17 protein-coding genes are annotated in these 19,071 nt (G+C 38.7%); 9 read left to right on the top strand and 8 right to left on the bottom strand.

Features of this window, described 5'->3' with window-relative positions:
• Nucleotides 1-117: 117 nt before the first annotated feature.
• Complete coding sequence (gene rbp, locus PL9214_RS20165; RefSeq protein WP_072720559.1) at nucleotides 118-429, bottom strand: RNA-binding regulator; 312 nt, start codon at nucleotides 427-429, stop codon at nucleotides 118-120.
• Between the two features lie 188 nt (nucleotides 430-617).
• Complete coding sequence (gene lipB, locus PL9214_RS20160) at nucleotides 618-1,292, bottom strand: lipoyl(octanoyl) transferase LipB (RefSeq protein WP_245824317.1); 675 nt, start codon at nucleotides 1,290-1,292, stop codon at nucleotides 618-620.
• Nucleotides 1,293-1,557: 265 nt separating this feature from the next.
• Between lipB and hpf the strand changes: the two genes are divergently transcribed.
• From hpf to PL9214_RS20140, 4 genes are all read left to right on the top strand, one after another.
• Nucleotides 1,558-2,205, top strand: a complete 648-nt coding sequence (gene hpf, locus PL9214_RS20155; protein WP_072720557.1) for a ribosome hibernation-promoting factor, HPF/YfiA family — start codon at nucleotides 1,558-1,560, stop codon at nucleotides 2,203-2,205.
• Nucleotides 2,206-2,691: 486 nt separating this feature from the next.
• Entirely contained in the window at nucleotides 2,692-5,334 is a 2,643-nt protein-coding gene (locus PL9214_RS20150) for a response regulator (protein WP_072720556.1), read from the top strand.
• Complete coding sequence (locus PL9214_RS20145) at nucleotides 5,331-6,374, top strand: GGDEF domain-containing response regulator (protein ID WP_072720555.1); 1,044 nt, start codon at nucleotides 5,331-5,333, stop codon at nucleotides 6,372-6,374. The genes PL9214_RS20150 and PL9214_RS20145 overlap by 4 nt, the downstream gene beginning before the upstream one ends.
• Nucleotides 6,375-6,488: 114 nt before the next feature.
• Nucleotides 6,489-8,075 carry a mechanosensitive ion channel family protein gene (locus PL9214_RS20140; protein WP_245824316.1) on the top strand — a complete coding sequence of 529 codons (1,587 nt, stop codon included), beginning with the start codon at nucleotides 6,489-6,491 and terminating at the stop codon, nucleotides 8,073-8,075.
• Here the strand turns inward: PL9214_RS20140 and PL9214_RS20135 are convergent.
• The gene (locus PL9214_RS20135) at nucleotides 8,072-8,785 is read right to left on the bottom strand and encodes a DUF4079 domain-containing protein (protein ID WP_072720553.1); all 714 of its coding nucleotides are present in this window, start codon (nucleotides 8,783-8,785) and stop codon (nucleotides 8,072-8,074) included. The genes PL9214_RS20140 and PL9214_RS20135 overlap by 4 nt on opposite strands.
• Before the next feature lie 133 nt (nucleotides 8,786-8,918).
• Between PL9214_RS20135 and PL9214_RS20130 the strand changes: the two genes are divergently transcribed.
• The 3 genes from PL9214_RS20130 (at nucleotide 8,919) to PL9214_RS20120 (ending at nucleotide 12,138) form a co-directional block, all read left to right on the top strand.
• Nucleotides 8,919-10,223, top strand: a complete 1,305-nt coding sequence (locus tag PL9214_RS20130; RefSeq protein ID WP_245824315.1) for an FAD-binding oxidoreductase — start codon at nucleotides 8,919-8,921, stop codon at nucleotides 10,221-10,223.
• Nucleotides 10,224-10,255: 32 nt separating this feature from the next.
• Nucleotides 10,256-11,656, top strand: a complete 1,401-nt coding sequence (locus PL9214_RS20125; RefSeq protein WP_072720551.1) for a (Fe-S)-binding protein — start codon at nucleotides 10,256-10,258, stop codon at nucleotides 11,654-11,656.
• Between the two features lie 80 nt (nucleotides 11,657-11,736).
• Entirely contained in the window at nucleotides 11,737-12,138 is a 402-nt protein-coding gene (locus tag PL9214_RS20120; protein WP_072720550.1) for a ribosomal maturation YjgA family protein, read from the top strand.
• 26 nt (nucleotides 12,139-12,164) lie between these two features.
• On the opposite strand, the gene nfi is transcribed toward PL9214_RS20120, so the two are convergent.
• From nfi to PL9214_RS20100, 4 genes are all read right to left on the bottom strand, one after another.
• On the bottom strand, nucleotides 12,165-12,827 hold the full coding sequence (gene nfi, locus PL9214_RS20115) for a deoxyribonuclease V (protein ID WP_072720549.1): 663 nt from the start codon (nucleotides 12,825-12,827) through the stop codon (nucleotides 12,165-12,167).
• An 8-nt stretch (nucleotides 12,828-12,835) separates the two neighbouring features.
• Nucleotides 12,836-13,483, bottom strand: coding sequence for a type I restriction endonuclease subunit R (locus tag PL9214_RS20110; protein ID WP_072720548.1), 648 nt, complete (start codon nucleotides 13,481-13,483; stop codon nucleotides 12,836-12,838).
• 106 nt (nucleotides 13,484-13,589) lie between these two features.
• Nucleotides 13,590-15,314, bottom strand: a complete 1,725-nt coding sequence (locus tag PL9214_RS20105) for a diflavin flavoprotein (protein WP_072720547.1) — start codon at nucleotides 15,312-15,314, stop codon at nucleotides 13,590-13,592.
• 102 nt (nucleotides 15,315-15,416) lie between these two features.
• The gene (locus PL9214_RS20100; protein WP_072720546.1) at nucleotides 15,417-17,147 is read right to left on the bottom strand and encodes a diflavin flavoprotein; all 1,731 of its coding nucleotides are present in this window, start codon (nucleotides 17,145-17,147) and stop codon (nucleotides 15,417-15,419) included.
• A 395-nt stretch (nucleotides 17,148-17,542) separates the two neighbouring features.
• Between PL9214_RS20100 and crcB the strand changes: the two genes are divergently transcribed.
• Both crcB and PL9214_RS20090 read left to right on the top strand, forming a co-directional pair.
• Complete coding sequence (gene crcB / locus PL9214_RS20095; RefSeq protein WP_072720545.1) at nucleotides 17,543-17,938, top strand: fluoride efflux transporter CrcB; 396 nt, start codon at nucleotides 17,543-17,545, stop codon at nucleotides 17,936-17,938.
• A 57-nt stretch (nucleotides 17,939-17,995) separates the two neighbouring features.
• Nucleotides 17,996-18,442, top strand: a complete 447-nt coding sequence (locus PL9214_RS20090; RefSeq protein ID WP_072720544.1) for a fluoride efflux transporter FluC — start codon at nucleotides 17,996-17,998, stop codon at nucleotides 18,440-18,442.
• A 52-nt stretch (nucleotides 18,443-18,494) separates the two neighbouring features.
• Here the strand turns inward: PL9214_RS20090 and PL9214_RS20085 are convergent, their stop codons facing one another.
• Nucleotides 18,495-18,968 (bottom strand): hypothetical protein, encoded by a 474-nt coding sequence (locus tag PL9214_RS20085; protein WP_245824314.1) that lies wholly within the window; start codon nucleotides 18,966-18,968, stop codon nucleotides 18,495-18,497.
• Between the last annotated feature and the right edge of the window lie 103 nt (nucleotides 18,969-19,071).

The following is a 19,071-nucleotide window of genomic DNA, read 5'->3' as shown; positions in this document are numbered from 1 at the left end:
ATAATTGATTGGGTTGGACAAGCTGCCCTAAGGTCACCGACAGCATCGGGACAGGGTTGAAATTCCCTGTCCGGTCAGAAGAAGACTTCAGAGCAGGTTAATCAGAATTAAAACTGTTTACTGACGACCACCGCGATAGTTAGAATTACCGCCGCCGCCCCAGCCTCCTCTGGAGGGTTTGCGTTCTTCACGAGGACGGGCTTTATTCACTTTCAGGACGCGATCCATCCATTCAGCACCATCTAACTCTTCGATGGCTTTGGCTTCTTGAGCATCTGTTTCCATTTCCACGAAGCCGAAACCCCGTTTGCGTTGAGTTTCCCGATCAATGGGAAGCTGAACTTGCTTAACATTACCGTACTCAGCAAAGACTTCTGTGAGATCTTGTTCTGTGACGCTATAGGAAAGATTACCAACGTAAATAGTCATTACTTACCTCTTAAAATCGAGTGGTGTGCAGAGATTGGAATTCGGAGGTAAGCGAGTAGGACTTACACTAAACAGAAAAATTTTTCCTGATTCCAGCATAAACTGGGCTACCGATACCTAATCCAGCTTAAATTATAGCATGATTTTCGACCCTGACCAGTCAACTTGAAGGAATCTGTCAACCTCAACTAAATTATTCCCGTAGGAATCAACTCGACTTGAGGCGGAATCAACTCTACTTCAAAGATCTGAGCAAAGGTTTTAGCAATTTGGGGGCGTATTTTTTCGATTGTAATACCGGGAATAAATTGGGCTAAACTCCCGACGGGTCGATGGGCAATACCACAGGGAACAATCGCTTCAAACCCTTGCATATCAGGGCATACATTCAAGGCAAAACCGTGCATGGTAATCCAGCGACTGACTTTAATGCCAACGGCGGCAACCTTCACTTCCCCGATCCAAACCCCCGTTAAACCGGGAATTCGTTCTCCCGGAAGTTCATAAAATCTTAACACTTGGATTAACACTTCTTCTAACTGCCGTAAATACCAGTGTAAATCGGGGGTATGGCGTTTTAGGTTTAAAATCGGATACCCGACCAACTGCCCTGGACAATGATAGGTGACTTCGCCCCCGCGTTCTACCCGATGCAGTTCAACAGGACTCTTGAGCGGATCAAACTTGAGAAATTGCAGATCAGCCCCCTGCCCCAAAGTATAGACGGGGGGATGTTCCAACAGCATCAACACATCATCAAGAGCCGGGTTGAGCTTTCGGTCTTCAATCAAAGAGTGTTGCCAGTTCCAAGCCACCGTATAGGGAACCGATCCGAAGTAATAAATTTGACAAGGGGGACGCACAGTAACCGTAAAAAAAACCAGTGAACTATAGTATAGATTAACCCATTTCTGCTAATATAATAAGTAAGAATACTTAAAACACAGCTAAGGAGAAAGGAAAACCCCTACAAGAAATTCCGAAAAAAATCAAGCACTTTTTGACAAAACTTAACTTAAAAAAGTCAAGTTTTGTCACAGGATCAAAAAGATTTTAAACGGGTGAAGTTTGGTATCGGGTTAGTGTTAAGGTGAGATTATGCCCATATTATGAGCGGGAGGGAGCTTTATGAAGCTTGTTATCCAGGGTAAAAATTTGGAAGTTACGACTGCAATTCACGAATATGTACATCAAAAGATTACAAAAGCTGTCAGTCATTTTGAACAATTGACGACGGAAGTTGATGTACATTTGTCAGTTGCTCGGAACCCTCGGATAAATCCAAAACAAACCGCAGAAGTGACAATTTATGCCAACGGAACTGTGATTCGCGCTCAGGAAAGTAGTGAAAATCTTTACGCGAGCATTGATCTAGTCGCTGACAAAATTGCTCGCCAACTGCGGAAGTACAAAGAAAGACGCCAGGATAAAACCCACAATCTACCCAAAACGGGTGAAGTGGTTAACGAACATCCAGTTGTTGAAGACTTGGTTGGAAATCGTTCTCCTGAATTGCCCCAAGAGGTGGTTCGCACAAAATATTTTGCGATGCCTCCAATGACGATTAATGAAGCTTTAGAACAGCTTCAATTGATTGATCATGATTTCTATATGTTCCGCAATGCCGAGACTGAAGAAATTAATGTGATCTACAAGCGCTCTCATCACGGTGGTTATGGTGTAATTCAACCCCGCCAAGGAGAAGGAGTCAGCAACGGTAAATCCGTTCAGGGCAATACTGAGGTTTTAAGTTCACCCAAAGCGACTAAAGTTTAGGTGGGTTGGGGGTTTGAGTGACCACCAAACCCCCGATAAACGGTTTAGAGATGAATCTCCAGGGGACATTTAGATCAATCAACAATCTTTTTATTCAATACACTCTGCACTTCACACTTTTTTCCAAAGCTCTTCTTTTAACAACTTTAGCCTTTAGAAGGAAGACAAGAATTCAACGGAGTCGCTACTTTAACGTTGATAGTTAAATCATTAGCGAATCTTCCTCAATAGATGAGTTTGATTAGTAGTCAATTGGGTGTTCAACTGAACTCATCTCTCCAGAGATAGATGACGAATGGAGGGCATTATGAGGTAATCCAAACAAGCTCAAACATTAGGGATCTGATTCAATCCCAATAATTAGCAGGCGACGGTTGATTTCAACTGGGAAGCAATCGCTTCAGCAGCCTATTATGTTAATGAAGGCTCTTGCTCAAACCAAGAAGATCAAAACCGTGCCATATCAAGATGGAAAACATAAACCTTATGTTGAACTATGCAAATATAACCCCGGCTACTCAAATTCTGATTGTCGATGATGTTTTGGAAAATTTAGAATTACTATGCCATTTTCTGACGGAAGTTGGATATGAAGTGATCAGTGCGTTAGACGGAGAATCTGCATTAAAACAGGTGAATCATCATCATCCCGAACTGATTTTATTGGATGTAATGATGCCCGGTTTAACAGGTTATGAAGTTTGCCAACAATTAAAAGCTTCTCCCCAAACCCGTGATATTCCTGTAATTTTTTTGAGTGCTTTAGCAGAAATTAACGATAAAGTTAGGGGGTTTGAAGTTGGAGGAGTAGACTATATTACAAAACCCTTTGAAATTGAAGATGTTATTATTCGTGTTAAAAATCAACTCACCATTGTTCAACAACAAAAACAGTTACAACAACAAAAAACTCAATTAGAACAGGAAATTAAAGAGCGAAGACGAGTAGAATTAGCACTTCAAGATAGTATTAAACGGGAAAAAACCAGCGCTCGTGTCATTCAACGAATGCGACAAACCTTAAACTTAAATACAATTTTTAACGCTACAACCGCAGAATTAAGAAAGGTATTACAGTGTGATCGAGTTGTGATTTATCAGTTTAATCCTGACTGGAGTGGAAAGTTTGTTGCTGAATCTGTAGAATCGGGTTGGATACCCTTAGTCAAAGCCCAAAATTATGATCTAGTGATGAATCAAGCTGCTATTTCCAATTCGGATTGTGTGTTTGAACGCTTAACTGAAATTCCCGAAATTATTGTTCAAGATACTTACTTACAGGAAACCCAAGGGGGAGTTTACAGCCGAGGGGTAAGTTATCGATGTGTTGAGAATATTTATAAAAGCCATTTTAGTCCTTGTTATATTGATTTATTAGAACGATTTCAAGCTAAATCTTATTTAACCGTTGCCATTTTTTGCGGGAATCAATTATGGGGTTTGTTAGCGGCTTATCAAAATACAAATTTTCGCAAATGGGAACAAACAGAAATGCAAATGGTCGTACAAATTGCCAGTCAATTAGGGGTAGCGGTTCATCAAGCTCAACTCTTTTCTAAGATCAAACAGCAAACAGAAGAATTGAAAATTGCCAAACAATCGGCAGAGTCAGCTAATGCAGCTAAAAGTGAATTTTTAGCTAATATGAGCCATGAACTCCGAACTCCGTTGAATGCGATTTTAGGATTTGCCCAAATCTTAAAGAAAGATTTTTCTATGTCCTTAGAACAACGCAAACATATCGAAATTATTAATCGCAGTGGAGAACATTTACTGGATTTAATTAATGATGTTTTAGAACTCTCTAAAATTGAAGCCGGAAAAATAACATTAATGGAAACTCGATTTGATCTGTTAATGCTGCTTCATAATATTAAAGATATGTTGCACTTAAAAGCAGAAAGTAAAGGCTTATTATTTGAACTGGAAATTTCCCCTACGGTTCCTCAATATATTATTGCAGATGAAAGAAAATTACGCCAAGTCTTAGCAAATTTATTAGGAAATGCCATTAAATTTACAGAAAAAGGTCGAGTTCAATTGTGTGTGAGTGCTGAAAAGAAAGCGGGACAGGAACCTTCTATTGAATTACACAATAGTATGGTAAATAGTGATTATCCCGAACTTTGCTCACAGTTCAATTTTTCTACTGTCTTAGAAGGTTTATCCAAAAATCCCAAAATCCAGATTCAATTTAAAATCAAAGATACAGGAGTTGGGATTTCTCCCGAAGAACTTTGTTTATTATTTGAAGCCTTTTCCCAAACTGAAGCGGGTCGTCAATCAGGCCAAGGAACAGGATTAGGCTTACCCATTAGCCGTCATTTTGTCCAGTTAATGGGGGGGGATATTCAAGTAGAGTCTATTCGAGATCAAGGGTCAATTTTTACCTTTGAAATTCAAGCCAAAATCGACACAGAACCCACCATATCATCTCCCCATATCCAGCAACAAATCATTCATCTTGCACCCGATCAAAAGCCGGCTCGTATTTTAATTGTGGACGATGATTCAGATAACCGTTCATTATTAGTAAAAATACTAGGAAAAATTGGTTTTGACGTTCAAGAAGCCTGTGATGGTCAAGAAGCTTTAGCACTTTGGCAAAGTTGGCAACCTGATTTAATTTGTTTAGATATGCAATTACCGATTCTCGATGGTTTTGCTACGGCTCGTCAAATTCGCAGCCAAGAACAGCAAAATGCCATTCCGATTTTAGCGATTACTGCCTCTGTTTTTGAACAAGATCGACACTCTATTTCCGTAGCGGGATGTAATGATTGGATTAGTAAACCTTTTAAAGAAGAAGTTTTGTTAGAGAAAATTCGCGAACATTTAGGAGTAGAATATTTGTATCAAGAACCTTATTCAAATTGTATATTGCCTACAATGACAACATCTTCAGTAAGTTATACCTTGAAAACTCAATTGGCGATGTTACCCCCTGCATTCATTCAAGAATTACACTATGCAGCTACTCAATGTAGCGATGATTTAGTTTTAAAATTAATTGATCAAATCCCCGGAGATTTTTTGGATTTGACCCAAGTGATTAAAGAATGGGTGCTAAATTTTAGATTTGATCTAATTATTGATTTAACTCATCCGATTCAATCCCCTAAGCAATGAATAACGATCAAAATTCTTTAAATTCCTGTGAAATATTAATTATTGATGATTATCCTGATAATTTGCGAGTTTTAGCAGCAATTTTATCGGAACAAGGTTATCGAGTTAGAAAAGCAATTAATGGTAAAATTGCCTTGGCAACTATTGAAACTCAAATCCCAGATTTAATCTTATTAGATATTCAACTTCCTGATATTAATGGTTATGAACTGTGTCGTCAAATTAAAGCGCATCCCAAAACCGATAGTATTCCGATTTTAATGATTAGTGTTCATGATCAACCTGAAGATATTGTCAGAGCTTTTTCAGAAGGAGCAGTAGACTATATCAAAAAACCGTTTCAACCCGAAGAAGTCATTGTTCGAGTTAAAACTCAACTGATGATTAGACATCTTCATCACCAATTAAAATCCCAAAATCAGACTCTCTTTGAAAAAAATTATCAATTAAAATTAGAAGTTGAACAACGGATGCAAATGGAGGATGCTTTAAAAGAAGCGAATTCTAAATTACAAAAATTAGCTTTTATTGACAGCTTAACCGGCTTAGGAAATCGTCGTTATTTTGATGATCAGTTGCCTCGTTCTTGGCGACAAATGGCTAGAAACAAACAATTTATTTCCTTAATTTTGTGTGATTTAGACTATTTTAAAACTTATAATGATACCTATGGTCATCCGGCTGGAGATCTGTGTCTGAAACAAGTTGCTCATGCCATTAATCGTGCGGTTAAACGTCCTGGGGATGCTGTTTTCCGTTATGGGGGTGAAGAATTTGTTATTATACTGCCTGAGACTCCCCTAGACGGTGCGATACAAGTTACTAAAAATATACAGCTTGAAGTGGAACAACTTCATCTTCTGCACACTAATTTTTCTATTTATCGACAAATCACCTTGAGTTTTGGAATTTCGGGTCAATATCCTAATCCAAACACATCACCCACGGGTTTAGTCATTCAAGCTGATCAAGCACTTTATGAAGCTAAGAGCAAGGGACGTAACACTTATGTTGTTTATTCTTTCCCAAGTCATGTTTAATCTATTGTAGATTATTAACCTATTTTAATGATAAAATTGTTTAAAACCCTTAAAATCATGTTAAGAAATAAGTTCAGCAAAATAATTTTGCTTGTGTTGATCTGCCTGATTTATATGTTCGGGTTTCCAGCTTCAGCACAGGAACAATTTCAACCCTTATTTCAATCTAATATTGCTGGCGTAACTTTAGACGGACGAGCCATTTTTAAAGTCAGTGGAGCCGAAAATTTGACTGCTCAAGAACGAGCAGAAATGATTAGTACCAAATTACAACAAGCGGCAATATCAACAGAACCCATAGAAGTTAAAGTTAAACCCATCAATGAACAACCCACCCTTTGGCTGAATAATTCCTATTTACTGACGGTAACTCAAGAAGATACACAAAAGCAAAATCTTCCTGAAGATCAAGCTCAAATCTGGCGTTCTGAAATTCAAGAAGCGGTTAAGGAAGCAAGGAAAGAACGCAGTCTTGATTTCTTTAAAAAAACAACCTTTAAAAGTATTTTAGTGCTGTTCTTGGGAGGCTTAGTTCATTGGGGATTAGGTTGGTTTTGGCATCATTCTCTCCACCGATTTTTTCAATTATTTATTAAGTCAACTCCTGAATCCTCTCCATCAGGAAATAAGCCCCAAAATTTAGAGTTATTTTTAAGTTTAACTCTAGCAGGTACAAGATTAGGATTATGGACAGCTATTATTCTCTATCTGACTAATCAATTTCCCTTTACCCGACTTTTAAGTTATCGATTAACGGGAACCTTAATTTCAACCTTAACTTCTAAACTGATTACCATTAATAAAGCGTCCTATTCTATTCCTGACTTATTAATTTTAGTGAGTTTAGTGTGGGGATTAATCGTTTTTGCTAAAGTCATCACCGACCTTTTACAATCTCGTGTTTTAAATGCCACCCGCATTAGTCGAGGTGCTCAAGAAGTCGTTGCAGTGATTTTTCGATATGGGTTTATTTCCCTGGGAACCATTGTTTTATTACAAGTTTGGGGGTTAGATTTAAGTTCTTTAACGATTTTAGCTAGTGCATTAGGGATTGGAATTGGGTTTGGATTTCAAGATATTGCTAAAAATTTTGGGAGTGGTTTAGTTTTGTTATTTGAACGTCCCATTCAAGTCGGAGATTTTGTTGAAGTGGGGGATTATATGGGTACGGTCGAACGAATTGGTGCTCGCAGTACGGTGATTAAAACTTTAGATCAAGTCTCTATTATTGTCCCAAATTCTCGTTTTTTAGAATCAGAACTGATTAATTGGCATCATGACAATCCTATTTCCGGTTTACGCTTATCTGTGGGGGTTGCCTATAAGTCGAGTGTAGAGATTGTCAAAGATTTATTATTATCAGCAGCAAAAGCGAATTCTGAAGTTTTATCTCTTCCCTCTCCTCAAGTTTTATTTAAAGGTTTTGGAGACAATTCACTCAATTTTGAATTAAGAGTTTGGATCTCTAAACCTAGCCGTCAGTTTATAATTAAAAGTGATCTTTATTTTCAAATAGAATCCCTTTTTAGACAATATAAGATCGAGATTCCCTTTCCTCAACGAGATGTCAATATTCGGGGAAGTGTTCCCTTAGAATTATCTCCTGAATTGCAAGCCCTAATCCGACAAATCGCCGAAAATAAAACAAATGGATACCCCCAAAAGTTAGAGGGTTTTGGGGGGCAAAATTCTAATCCTTAACTTTTAGGCGGTTGAGGACAAGTTCTCTGATTCCAATCACATTGATAGAGATGTTGTTGTTGCCAACTCAGGGGAATTTCTAATAAATCTCTCGTTCCCGTCATGCCTTGACCTAAAAATAATAATAAAGCGATACAATTGAGAACGGTATGGGTTATTCTCCAGCGATTCGATTTATAAATATCGGGTACAATCGCTAAGGAAAAAATCATTAATAAAGCTGCTGCTACCCCATAATAATAATGAGAAAATTGCCACTCGTATCCTCGTCTAAAAACCCCATCTTGGCATCCTATCACGACAATTCCCATGCCTGTTAAGGTGGCAAAAATTCCTCGCCATAGGGGTTGATTTGGTTTAGCTCGATACAGTAAAATTAGAGAAACAAGCGTGAATATAAACATTAAAACAATAAAAATAGCTTGAGGCATTTTTTCCGGCGATAAATTATTAAAAACACCTTTAAAATAAATAGAATAAGCTAAAGCAATCAAGGTAATTGCCACCACTGAACCAGTTAACCACCGACCGATTTTTAAATGTTCTTGTCCGACAATAGCCGCAATTTTACTTTTATTCTCTTGATCAGAATAGTAGAGACGACGTTGACGGGTTTGCCATGCCATATAGACAGAAATGCCAATCAGGGGAAACACAAAACCCACCGCCAATACAGGATGGATTAATGCGATAATATCCTTAAATTCCATAACTTTCTCCTCAAAATAATGACTGCTGACTGCTTAAAGTTTATTTTTCCTGATCGGTTCCCGATTCTCTATTCGCTGCTAGAATAGTTATAACTTAATTTTTGCTCAAATCAATCTATTGTTTTGAATCAACGTGATTTCTACCACCGACCTTAAAAACCGACAGGAATTCGAGAAAATCGTAGGGGAAGCTAATGTCCAACCTTGGGACGAAATCGAACCCCTGCGACAACAACAGATGATACAATCCTTCGCACCCGAAACAACTCTTCAAGGGATTATTTATCCTCAAACTCAAGATGAATTATCTCAAGTCATTGCCTATAGTCATCAAGAGAAATTGAGCATTTTGCCCTGTGGTTCTTGTAGTAAAATTAATTGGGGAGGATTGATTAAATCCGTTGATTTTGCCGTTAGTACAGAACGAATGAATCAACTGATTGAACACGCCGTTGGAGATTTAACAGTTACAGTAGAAGCGGGAATGAAATTTTCCCAATTAAAAGCTATTTTAGATCAGAAAAACCAATTTTTAGGATTCGATCCCACCTATCCAGAACGAGCAACAATCGGGGGAATTATTGCCACAGGTGATACTGGTTCTCTACGACAACGTTATCGTAGTATCCGCGATATGATATTGGGGATTTCTATTGTTCGTTATGATGGAAAAATCGCTAAAGCGGGAGGTCGAGTTGTTAAAAATGTAGCCGGTTATGACTTAATGAAATTATTCACAAGCTCCTATGGAACCCTGGGAATAATTAGCCAAATTACCCTACGAGTTTATCCCCAAGCGGAATCTTCAGGAACCGTTATTTTAACCGGAGAACCGGAAGCAATTACACAAGTCAACCAAACCTTATTATCTTCGGCTTTAACTCCCGTTGCTGTGGATTTAATCTCTACTAATCTTTCAAAAGTATTAGGATTGGGAGATCATATTGGTTTAGTTGTTCAGTTTCAAAGTATTCCTGAAAGTGTACAACAACAAAGTCAACGATTAATGGAATTGGGAGAAAAATTAGGGTTAAAAGCGATATATTTTGACGTTGATGAGGGGAATTTATGGCAACAATTAAAACAGCAAATTTGGCAATCTGAATCTAACACTTCTATTCTTTGTAAAATTGGTATTACCCCCACCTCTGCGGTTAAAACCTTGATGCAATGTCAAACCCTAGGCGTTATTCATGCTGGAGTTGGTTTAGGAGTTTTACAGTTTGAAAGCGTTTCTTCAGAAACTCTGTTAAACTTAAGAAAATGGTGCGAATCTCAAGGCGGTTTTTTATCTATTTTAAAAGCACCCCTAGAGTTAAAACAACAGTTAGAAGTTTGGGGATATTCAGGAAATGCGTTAAATTTAATGCGCCAAATCAAAAAACAATTTGATCCTCAAAATCAGTTTAGCCCTAATCGCTTTGTCGGTGGAATTTAATTGATCTATAATCATAGGAGAATTTTGTTAAAATGTCAACCTCTGACTTTGTTGCTGAATCTCAATTAATTCCGGCAAAAGACAGTAATTTTTTAGGACAAAACCCCCATTTAACCTCGGATGAAATTCCAGGGTTTGACTCAATTAATCCTCCTAATCCCAATTTTATTAGTACCTGCGTTCACTGTGGATTTTGTTTATCGACTTGTCCCAGTTATCGAGTGTTAGGAACAGAAATGGACTCTCCTAGGGGACGAATTTATTTAATGGATGCGATTTCCAAAAATGATGCGTCTTTAGGAGAAACAACCGCCCAACATTTTGATAGTTGTTTAGGCTGTTTAGCCTGCGTTACGACTTGTCCATCTGGGGTTAAATATGATCAATTAATTACCGCCACTCGTCCCCAAGTTGAACGAAATGTACCTCGCAGTTTACCAGACCGTTTAATTCGCGCCTTAATCTTTAATTTATTTCCCTATCCCAACCGTTTAAGAGCGTTTTTAATTCCGCTTTTCATCTATCAAAAATTAGGAGTACAAAAAATTGTGAGAACAACGGGTTTATTACCCAAAATTTCTCCCCGTTTAGCCGCAATGGAATCCATTTTACCCGAAATTACTGCTGAGGCGTTTCGAGAGGATTTCCCGGTCATTATTCCCGCCCAAGGGGAAAAACGTTATCGAGTCGGGGTAATTTTAGGCTGTGTTCAACGGTTATTTTTTAATCCGGTTAATGAAGCAACGGTGAGAGTTTTAACGGCCAATGGGTGTGAAGTCGTAATTCCGAGAAATCAAGGGTGTTGTGGGGCGTTACCCGAACATCAAGGACAAACCGAACAATCTCATACGTTAATTAAACAAATGATTGATCGATTTTCGGGAACAAATGTGGATGCTATTATTATTAATGCGGCGGGATGTGGTCATACTTTAAAAGAATATGGACATATCTTGAAAGATGATCCTCAATATCGAGAACAAGCGGAAGAATTTGCAAAAAAAGTGAAGGATGTACAAGAATTTTTAGCCGAAATTGGTTTAACAAAAACCCTGTATCCCTTAACAGAAACCGGAGAATTAACCTTAGTTTATCAAGATGCTTGTCATTTATTACATGGACAAAAAATTAGTTCCCAACCTCGTCAACTTTTGCAACAAATTCCAGGGGTAAACTTACGAGAACCCCTCGATGCGGCTTTATGCTGTGGAAGTGCGGGAGTTTATAATTTATTACAACCGGAAGTCGCTGAAGAATTAGGACAACAAAAAGTGGAAAATTTAACCAATACGGGGGCGGAATTAATTGCTTCTGCAAATCCGGGTTGTTCGTTACAAATTAAAAAGCATTTACAATTACAAGGAAAGGATATTCCGTTAATGCACCCAATGGAATTACTGGATTATTCCATTCGAGGCGTTAAAATTAAATAGTTTTTTCTAAAGTTCGTTGTTGTGCTTTAACCTAAAAATCAAGTGCTAAAGCACAACAAAAATATCCAGCTTTTTGAACCATGAAACTCAAGCAATATCAACAAATTATTTTAATCAGTTTAATTGCTTTAATTCCCATTGGATTAGCCAGTAAATTTTATAAGGGGCCGTTTGATTTATGGCTGAATAATTCTGTAGGTGGGGTATTTTATGAAATATTTTGGGTGCTTTTAGTTGTTTTTATTAATCCTATTTTATCCCCTGGATGGGTTGCATTTTGGGTTTTTATTGTAACTTCTATTTTAGAATTTGCTCAACTCTGGAAACCGCCTTTCTTAGAAGTAATTCGTGCAACCTTATTAGGTCGGTTATTACTGGGAACAACATTTTCCTGGTGGGATTTTCCCTATTATGTTATTGGTTGTGGATTGGCTTGGTTAGGGTTAAAATATCTTAAATCTTCTTTAAAATCAATAGATTAAATGAGCGACTGGGTGTATAATAAAAATTAAGTATGGGAAGCTAATTTATCCGCCCATCGGGTGGTTTCAGGTAAACGATATTTAGTCAGACAGTTTAAGACATAATCAATAGACGTTTCTAAACTAATCCGATGACCTGGGGAAATATAAAGGGGTCTAACATTAGTTCTCGAACGTAGCACTGCACCAATGATTTCTCCTTTGTTTTTTAACGGTGTCCAACTGCCTTTTTCAGCCGGGAGATCGTCATGTTTTCCAATTAATAGCGATTTAGCCGCGCCAATGGTCGGTTGATCAATTAATACCCCTAAATGACAGGCTAATCCAAATCGTCTAGGGTGGGCAATTCCTTGACCATCACAGATAATTAAATTAGGGGTTATTGTTAATTTTTCTAAAACATCTAAAATTACAGGAACTTCTCGAAATGATAAAAATCCAGGAATATAAGGAAAGGTGGTTGGACGTTGGGCGATCGCAGTTTCTTGTAATGTTAAATCAGGAAAACTTAAGACCGCTACTGCTGCTTGAGAAATGGTATAATCTTCTTTAAATCCTACATCAACCCCAGCCACATATTTAACAGTTTTTAATTCATCTGTTGTCCGAACTAAGGATTTAAGTTGGTTTTGAATTACCATCGCCTCTTCAACCGTTGTCGGCCATGTTTCCCGGCGTTGAATGTTCATGGTTTTTTCTAATTTTGGTTTGACTGAATTGCAATTTGTCCCAAACCCTTGAGAATTTGCAACACCTCATAGAGTTGGTTGCGGCGGGGAAGGAGAGAAAATATATTAGATAATTCATATTGGGGAAATTCTTGGATTTGGAGTTTAACAAAGATAAAATTTCCACCATTGGTTACCATTCCAAAAACAGGCTTTTCCGGTGTAGGATTCCCTAACATATAAGCTAAGGTTTGTGGTAAAGCCAGTTCTAAAGAAAAACTTGTTTCTTTGGATTCTATCACCACAACCCAAAGTGTTTCTAGCAAAATCAGTGCATCTATCCTCCCTCGATAAATAATATCATTACTATCTACTGTAATTTGCACAGTTGTTTTCGTTTTAAAGCGAAAAGGGGCATCAAAAAAACCAGCCAAATTCAGCAGTGGAGATAACACAATTAATTTAATCGTTTCTTCTCCAAGTTGATTGTCTGAGAGTTGATAAAAGTATTTTTGCTGAATAGCATCAAGAACTTGTTGTTCCTGTTGTGTTAGTTCGTTGTCAGAGTTTAACCATTCCGTGAAAAATTGATCATCAGTGCTGCGCTGAAGATTGAATTGAGTTTGCAGTTGACTAAAGGTTTTGAGAGTACGCTCAATTGGAAAAGTTTGGGTCATACCTAATTATAGGGAATAGGTAATGGCTAATGGATGTTTTTTAAGCCAGCAAACAAGCATCTTGCCTGTTTTGCTGGCTAGTAATTGGCAAAAGTTTGAGTTTTGATTAATACTGCGATCCGGTTTTACGATAATGAACAGCCGTAACCCCTTCTGGATGCAATAAATGACCATTATTAACTGTGGCATAAATCACCCAATGATCACCACATTCCATCCGATTTTTAACCTCACATTCCAGATAAGCTAAGGCATCTTTTAAGATCAAACAACCATTCGATGCTGCTTCTGTTTCTAACCCAACAAATCGATCTTCTCCCGGTTCATATCGCTTCAGAAAATGTTTTCGCAGTTGTTTCCCTTCCTGCAAAATATTCAGAACAAACGGATCCCCAATATGGGTTAAAGGTTCCAAAGCCCGATCCTTCGCCACAGCAACGGTAAACCCCGGAGGGTTAAAGGTGGCTTGGGATACCCAGGACGCTAACATAGCGCTGCACACCTCGCCTCGACGACCGGAGACGACACACAACGAACCCACGATACGCCCTATGGCTTGGGCGGTGCGATCAGCCCCCGATGAAGTCGCAGTGGGGCGAAAAGCCCGCCGTTTTTGCGTGCGTTTGAGGGTTTGAGCAAAGTCAACCGCCGCTTCTTTGCAAGTGTGTAACGTAACATCCGTTGGAGCAAATTTCACCCGAATGGGTTCAAAACCAAATTTATACCCTGCATCTTTCAAGCGACCTTCTAACAAATCAATCGCTTCCCCACTCCATCCATACGACCCAAAAACACCCGCTAATTTATTTGTAGAAGCGGTATTTAAAATCACCCCTAAAGCCGTTTGAACTTGTGTCGGCGCATGACCGCCTAATGTGGGTGAACCAATAATAAACCCATCACATTTTTCTAACGCTTCTTGAATTTCTGAAGATTTGGCGTATTCACAATTAATTAATTCTACAGCCACATCAGATTTGGTTAAACCTTTAGCGATCGCTTGGGCAACAGTAGCCGTATTTCCATAGGCTGAAGCATAGATTAATGCCACATTTAATTCATTAGATTTTTGTTTTTCACTCCATTGTTGATATAAATTGGTCAGTTCAGTCATGCCATATTTCACTAACGGCCCATGACCTGTTGCATAGAATTTAATTGCAGGTAAGTCTTTAATTTTATCGAGAGTAGAAAGCACTTGTTTAGCTTGGGCGGCATGAAGACAGTCATAATAAAACCGTCGATCATCGCTATACACTGACCACCCTTCATCAAACACTTGATCGCCGCAAACGTGCGCCCCAAATAGTTTATCAGAAAATAAAATTTCCGTAGCCGGATCATAGGTTAAAATTTCATCAGGCCAGCGAGGAGTCGGGGTTAAAATAAACTGTAATTGATGACCTTGACCTAAATCTAAAGTTTCTTCCCCCTTGATGGTTAAAATCTTTAAGTTTTCATCTTCAAAATATTCCCGTAAGGCTAACGCAGCAGGATTAGAGCAAACGAATGTTGCCTGGGGTGATAATGTTAATAAAGCCTTTAATGTTGCCCCCCGATTGGCATTAAAGTGACCCAAAATAATATAATTCAACTGTTCTAAATTTAAGCGACTTTGTAACGCTTCAATATAATTTTGGGTAAAGGATTCTCCAGGAGGATCAATAATTGCAGTTTGCTCGGCTTCAATAATATAACTATTCGCCGTTGTTCCCCGTTGCAGAGAATATTCCACTTCAAATTTTAATCGATCCCAAGTGCGCGATCGCACAACTTTTGTATCATTCCCAATTAAAAAAACTTGAACATCACGCGGTTTTTGATTAGACATAATTCTGGATTAAAAAATTTTTTTGATCTTTCCTCAGTGTTAAAGATCCCCCTGAATCAGGGAAACTTTGAGATTCCGGGGTTAGGGGGGATCTAATCAGGATTAATAATGATTACCGACTTTGCGATGGTGAACCGCAGGTAACACTTCAGGATCACTGACCCGTCCGTTATCAACGGTGGCATAAACAATCCAGTGATCACTTAACTCCATCCGACTTTGGACTTGGCATTCTAAATAGGCTAAAGCATCCGTTAAAATGGGACTGCCATTGTTAGCAGTTTGGGTATTAACGCCTTCAAATCGATCGGCACCCGGAGCAAATCGTTTTAAGAAGTGTCGCATTAATTTTTGATAATTATTTTCGGCTAAAACATTGAGCACAAATTGATCATCGACTTGCATTAACGCTTCAATTGCCCGATCTTTTGCCACTGCAATGGTTAATCCTAACGGTTGAAAACTCGCTTGAGTCACCCAAGAGGCTAACATCGCACTGCTCACTTCTCCTTTTTGAGCCGTAATAATATACAACCCACCGCTTAAGCGTCCCAGGGCTTTATCTAAGTTTGTATCCAGGGATTTCATCTGCTTCACGGTTTTATCCCGACTCAACCATTGCCCGATATCCGTTCCCGCTTCATCACAGGTTTGATAGGTGGTATCGTGGGGCGTTTCAGTAATCCGAATTGAAGGAAAAGATTGTTTTAATCCGGCATCATTGAGTTTAACTTGCAACGGATATAATGATAAATCATTGCCACCTCCCGACTCATATAAACCGTAAGCTTGCTTATTATGAGCCGATGCAATAATGGTATTAATGGCTTCTTCTGCCAGTTCAGAATTGACACCCGAAACAGGTGGCATTCCAATCACAAATCCCGCAGAACTCATCACTAATTCGCGCACTTCTGGGGGTTCAGCCGTGCGTAAATCCATCATTTCTACCGCTACACCTGTTTTGGTAATCCCGTGAGCAATGGCTTGGGAAAGGCGATCGCTATACCCATAATCGGAGAAATAAAACACCGCGACGCTAGTTTCTGATTTGGTTTGTTCCTGGCTCCATTTCCAATAACGTCCGGTTAATTCTTTTAAATTATGCCGTAATAAAGGGCCGTGTCCGGTGGCAATGGTGGTAATTTCTCCTAACGGTTCCATGCGTTTCATGGCACTAATCACCGAACGTGCATTCGGAGCCATTAAACACTCATAATAAAAGCGAAAATCCGGTTCAATGTCAGCTAAACTTTCATCGTAGGTGTGATCAGAACAATAGTGCATTCCAAACGCATCACAGGTAAATAACGTTTGGGTTTTCCGATCATAACTAAAAATGGTATCCGGCCAATGCAAATTCGGGGCGGAAACAAATTCTAAAACATGATCATTCCCTAAGTCTAAAGTATCGCCATTTTTGACTAATTTACTTTTAAAGGGCGTATGGGTTAAATTTTCTAAAAATTGAATCGCCACTTTCGCCCCCACAACGGTAGCATTAGGCGCGAGTTCTAGGACATCTTTAACTAAGCCACTATGATCGGGTTCAGTATGACTAATAATTAAATAGTCAATATCAGCAGGATTAATTAATCCCTTCAGCGTATCTAAATACAGTTGGCGAAACTTAGCGTGGGATGTATCAACGAGGGCTAGTTTTTCCCCGCGAATGATAAAGGAATTATAGGTTGTACCATTTTGCAGACCAAATTCTATGTCAAATCTTTCCCGATCCCAATCTAGGGAACGAATTGCCGTGGTATCAGCAGCAATGTCTTTAACTTCAATGGTTAAACGATTTTGTTTTACACGGTCAGTGAGGGCTACCATTCATGACCTCCCTAGATAATTGATGATGACTTTTTAACTTGTTCTCTATTGTTGCATGGATTAATCGTAAAGATTTATTAAAAAACCTATAACTCCGTTAAGCTTTGCAAAAGTAAAGGTGGTGTCCCTTGACCGTTAGCTGTTCCCTGAATCCCTAATTTACAGAACTTTAACAATAATTGTAAATTTTTTACACAATCTTTAAATAGGGGGGTTGACCCCCCACCCTAAAAACGTTATATTATGCTATGTAGATGCACCCTGATGGTAGGGAGAGTTGCCAAAGCGACTCTCTCTTTTTTATTGTCTGTTGTTTGTTGAGGGTTGTAGGGAGTGATAGTACATTAGTATTATTAGAAAACCGACTGCCATCAAGCAAAGGATCAATTCTAATCATGTCAGACCTCACTAACGTTTTAGCGATCGCAGCAGGAGCAGTACCAGGGGCACTATCTCGGTATCAACTGACCGAATGGACAAAAGCTAAATTCGGAACAAAATTTCCCTATGGAACATTTATTATTAATTTAACGGGATGTTTAGCTGTAGGTTTCTTTTTTACAATTTCCAAAGGAATTACAGGCTATCCCAAAGAATTAGATTTACTCATTAGAACTGGATTTTTAGGGTCTTACACCACATTTTCAACCTACGGGTTTGATACTTTAAGTCTCTGGCGGAATAAACAAACCGTTGCGACTGCTTTTTATTGGGCTGGGAGTGCAATTGTGGGTTTGATAGCGGTGATGATAGGCGTTGCGATCGCTAATATTATTGTACCTTCTTCATAAACAAAAGTTGAGATTGATCTCGTATGAACTGAACACAACTAATTTTAGGGAAAAAACATGGAGTTTTTGAAAGGACGTTATGCTATATCTGTGGCAATTGGGGCTATTTTTGGTGCATTAAGTCGTTTCTATTTAACTGAAGCCACCCAAGCAATTTTTGGAAAAAATTTTGGCTTTTACAGTACATTTTTGATTAATGTGACCGGTTGTTTATTGATTGCTTATATTTTGACTCTAGCGATTGAGAATATTCGACAGATCACACCTGAACTGCGACTGATGACGACAACCGGTTTCTGCGGTGCTTATACAACCTTTTCTACCTACGGTTTAGAAGCCAATGGTTTCTTAGCCCGGGGAGAGACCCAAACGATGTTCCTTTATTTTTTTGGGAGTGCCGTCGTCGGGATGATTTGTGTCCAAATCGGTGTTTTATTGGCAAGGGCAGGTCTTCCAAAACTTAAAGGGGAGGGGATTGGTCGTCGGGTTAACAAGACTAAGTAAGCTTATAATCCGAGTGAATCAAGGAGTTGATCGTTTTTCATTCATTAATCTATTAAAAATATTGAATGATTAAAGGTTTTTCCGGCACAAATCGGGAGGCAAAAGGTTCTTTTTTTCCTAATCCTTTGAAGTTAGAAATATTGACCGGAATTTCTAAGGGTCTGAGATCGGTGACTTCCCAAAAAATCGCTGCATCTAAGGCATCATTTGCTGCCGTTGCTGGACGATATTTCATGCCTTGGGGATGGCGACCACGCCTCGAATCACTATGACCAATATATAATCCTTGCCAAGTTACTTTAGGAATAAAAGAGCGATTTTCTTGTTCAGAGGCATAAATTAACACCTTCACAGGGCGTTCATTACGATCTAGGTCAATTTTGCGAAACACTTCAAATTCACGACTTCCAAAGGCTACTTTTCCCTCCTGTTCACAGACCTCCTGAGCAGAAATCAAATGAATTTCAGGTACAGGAGCCAGGAGCGAAAAATTACGGGTCGGCATTTTTACGGTAGAATCGTGCATAAGAATCCTGATCAAGAGAGCATCATTTAATTATCTCATCTTTAGGGAACAAAGAACAAGGAGCAAGAAACCGCAAGGATCAGGGATAATTCTTTGCGGTTGA

This window comes from Planktothrix tepida PCC 9214 (assembly GCF_900009145.1).
Taxonomy (GTDB): domain Bacteria; phylum Cyanobacteriota; class Cyanobacteriia; order Cyanobacteriales; family Microcoleaceae; genus Planktothrix; species Planktothrix tepida.
Note: the sequence above shows the minus strand (reverse complement) of the source record. Positions and strands in the feature narration are given on the sequence as shown.

What these genes read in the sequence shown, in the direction of transcription:
- rbp (WP_072720559.1), bottom strand. Translation starts at nt 429, where the DNA reads ATGACTATTTACGTTGGTAATCTTTCCTATAGCGTCACAGAACAAGAT.
- hpf (WP_072720557.1), top strand. Translation starts at nt 1,558, where the DNA reads ATGAAGCTTGTTATCCAGGGTAAAAATTTGGAAGTTACGACTGCAATT.
- PL9214_RS20150 (WP_072720556.1), top strand. Translation starts at nt 2,692, where the DNA reads ATGTTGAACTATGCAAATATAACCCCGGCTACTCAAATTCTGATTGTC.
- PL9214_RS20145 (WP_072720555.1), top strand. Translation starts at nt 5,331, where the DNA reads ATGAATAACGATCAAAATTCTTTAAATTCCTGTGAAATATTAATTATT.
- PL9214_RS20140 (WP_245824316.1), top strand. Translation starts at nt 6,489, where the DNA reads ATGTTCGGGTTTCCAGCTTCAGCACAGGAACAATTTCAACCCTTATTT.
- PL9214_RS20135 (WP_072720553.1), bottom strand. Translation starts at nt 8,785, where the DNA reads ATGGAATTTAAGGATATTATCGCATTAATCCATCCTGTATTGGCGGTG.
- PL9214_RS20125 (WP_072720551.1), top strand. Translation starts at nt 10,256, where the DNA reads ATGTCAACCTCTGACTTTGTTGCTGAATCTCAATTAATTCCGGCAAAA.
- PL9214_RS20120 (WP_072720550.1), top strand. Translation starts at nt 11,737, where the DNA reads ATGAAACTCAAGCAATATCAACAAATTATTTTAATCAGTTTAATTGCT.
- nfi (WP_072720549.1), bottom strand. Translation starts at nt 12,827, where the DNA reads ATGAACATTCAACGCCGGGAAACATGGCCGACAACGGTTGAAGAGGCG.
- PL9214_RS20110 (WP_072720548.1), bottom strand. Translation starts at nt 13,483, where the DNA reads ATGACCCAAACTTTTCCAATTGAGCGTACTCTCAAAACCTTTAGTCAA.
- PL9214_RS20105 (WP_072720547.1), bottom strand. Translation starts at nt 15,314, where the DNA reads ATGTCTAATCAAAAACCGCGTGATGTTCAAGTTTTTTTAATTGGGAAT.
- PL9214_RS20100 (WP_072720546.1), bottom strand. Translation starts at nt 17,147, where the DNA reads ATGGTAGCCCTCACTGACCGTGTAAAACAAAATCGTTTAACCATTGAA.
- crcB (WP_072720545.1), top strand. Translation starts at nt 17,543, where the DNA reads ATGTCAGACCTCACTAACGTTTTAGCGATCGCAGCAGGAGCAGTACCA.
- PL9214_RS20090 (WP_072720544.1), top strand. Translation starts at nt 17,996, where the DNA reads ATGGAGTTTTTGAAAGGACGTTATGCTATATCTGTGGCAATTGGGGCT.
- PL9214_RS20085 (WP_245824314.1), bottom strand. Translation starts at nt 18,968, where the DNA reads ATGCACGATTCTACCGTAAAAATGCCGACCCGTAATTTTTCGCTCCTG.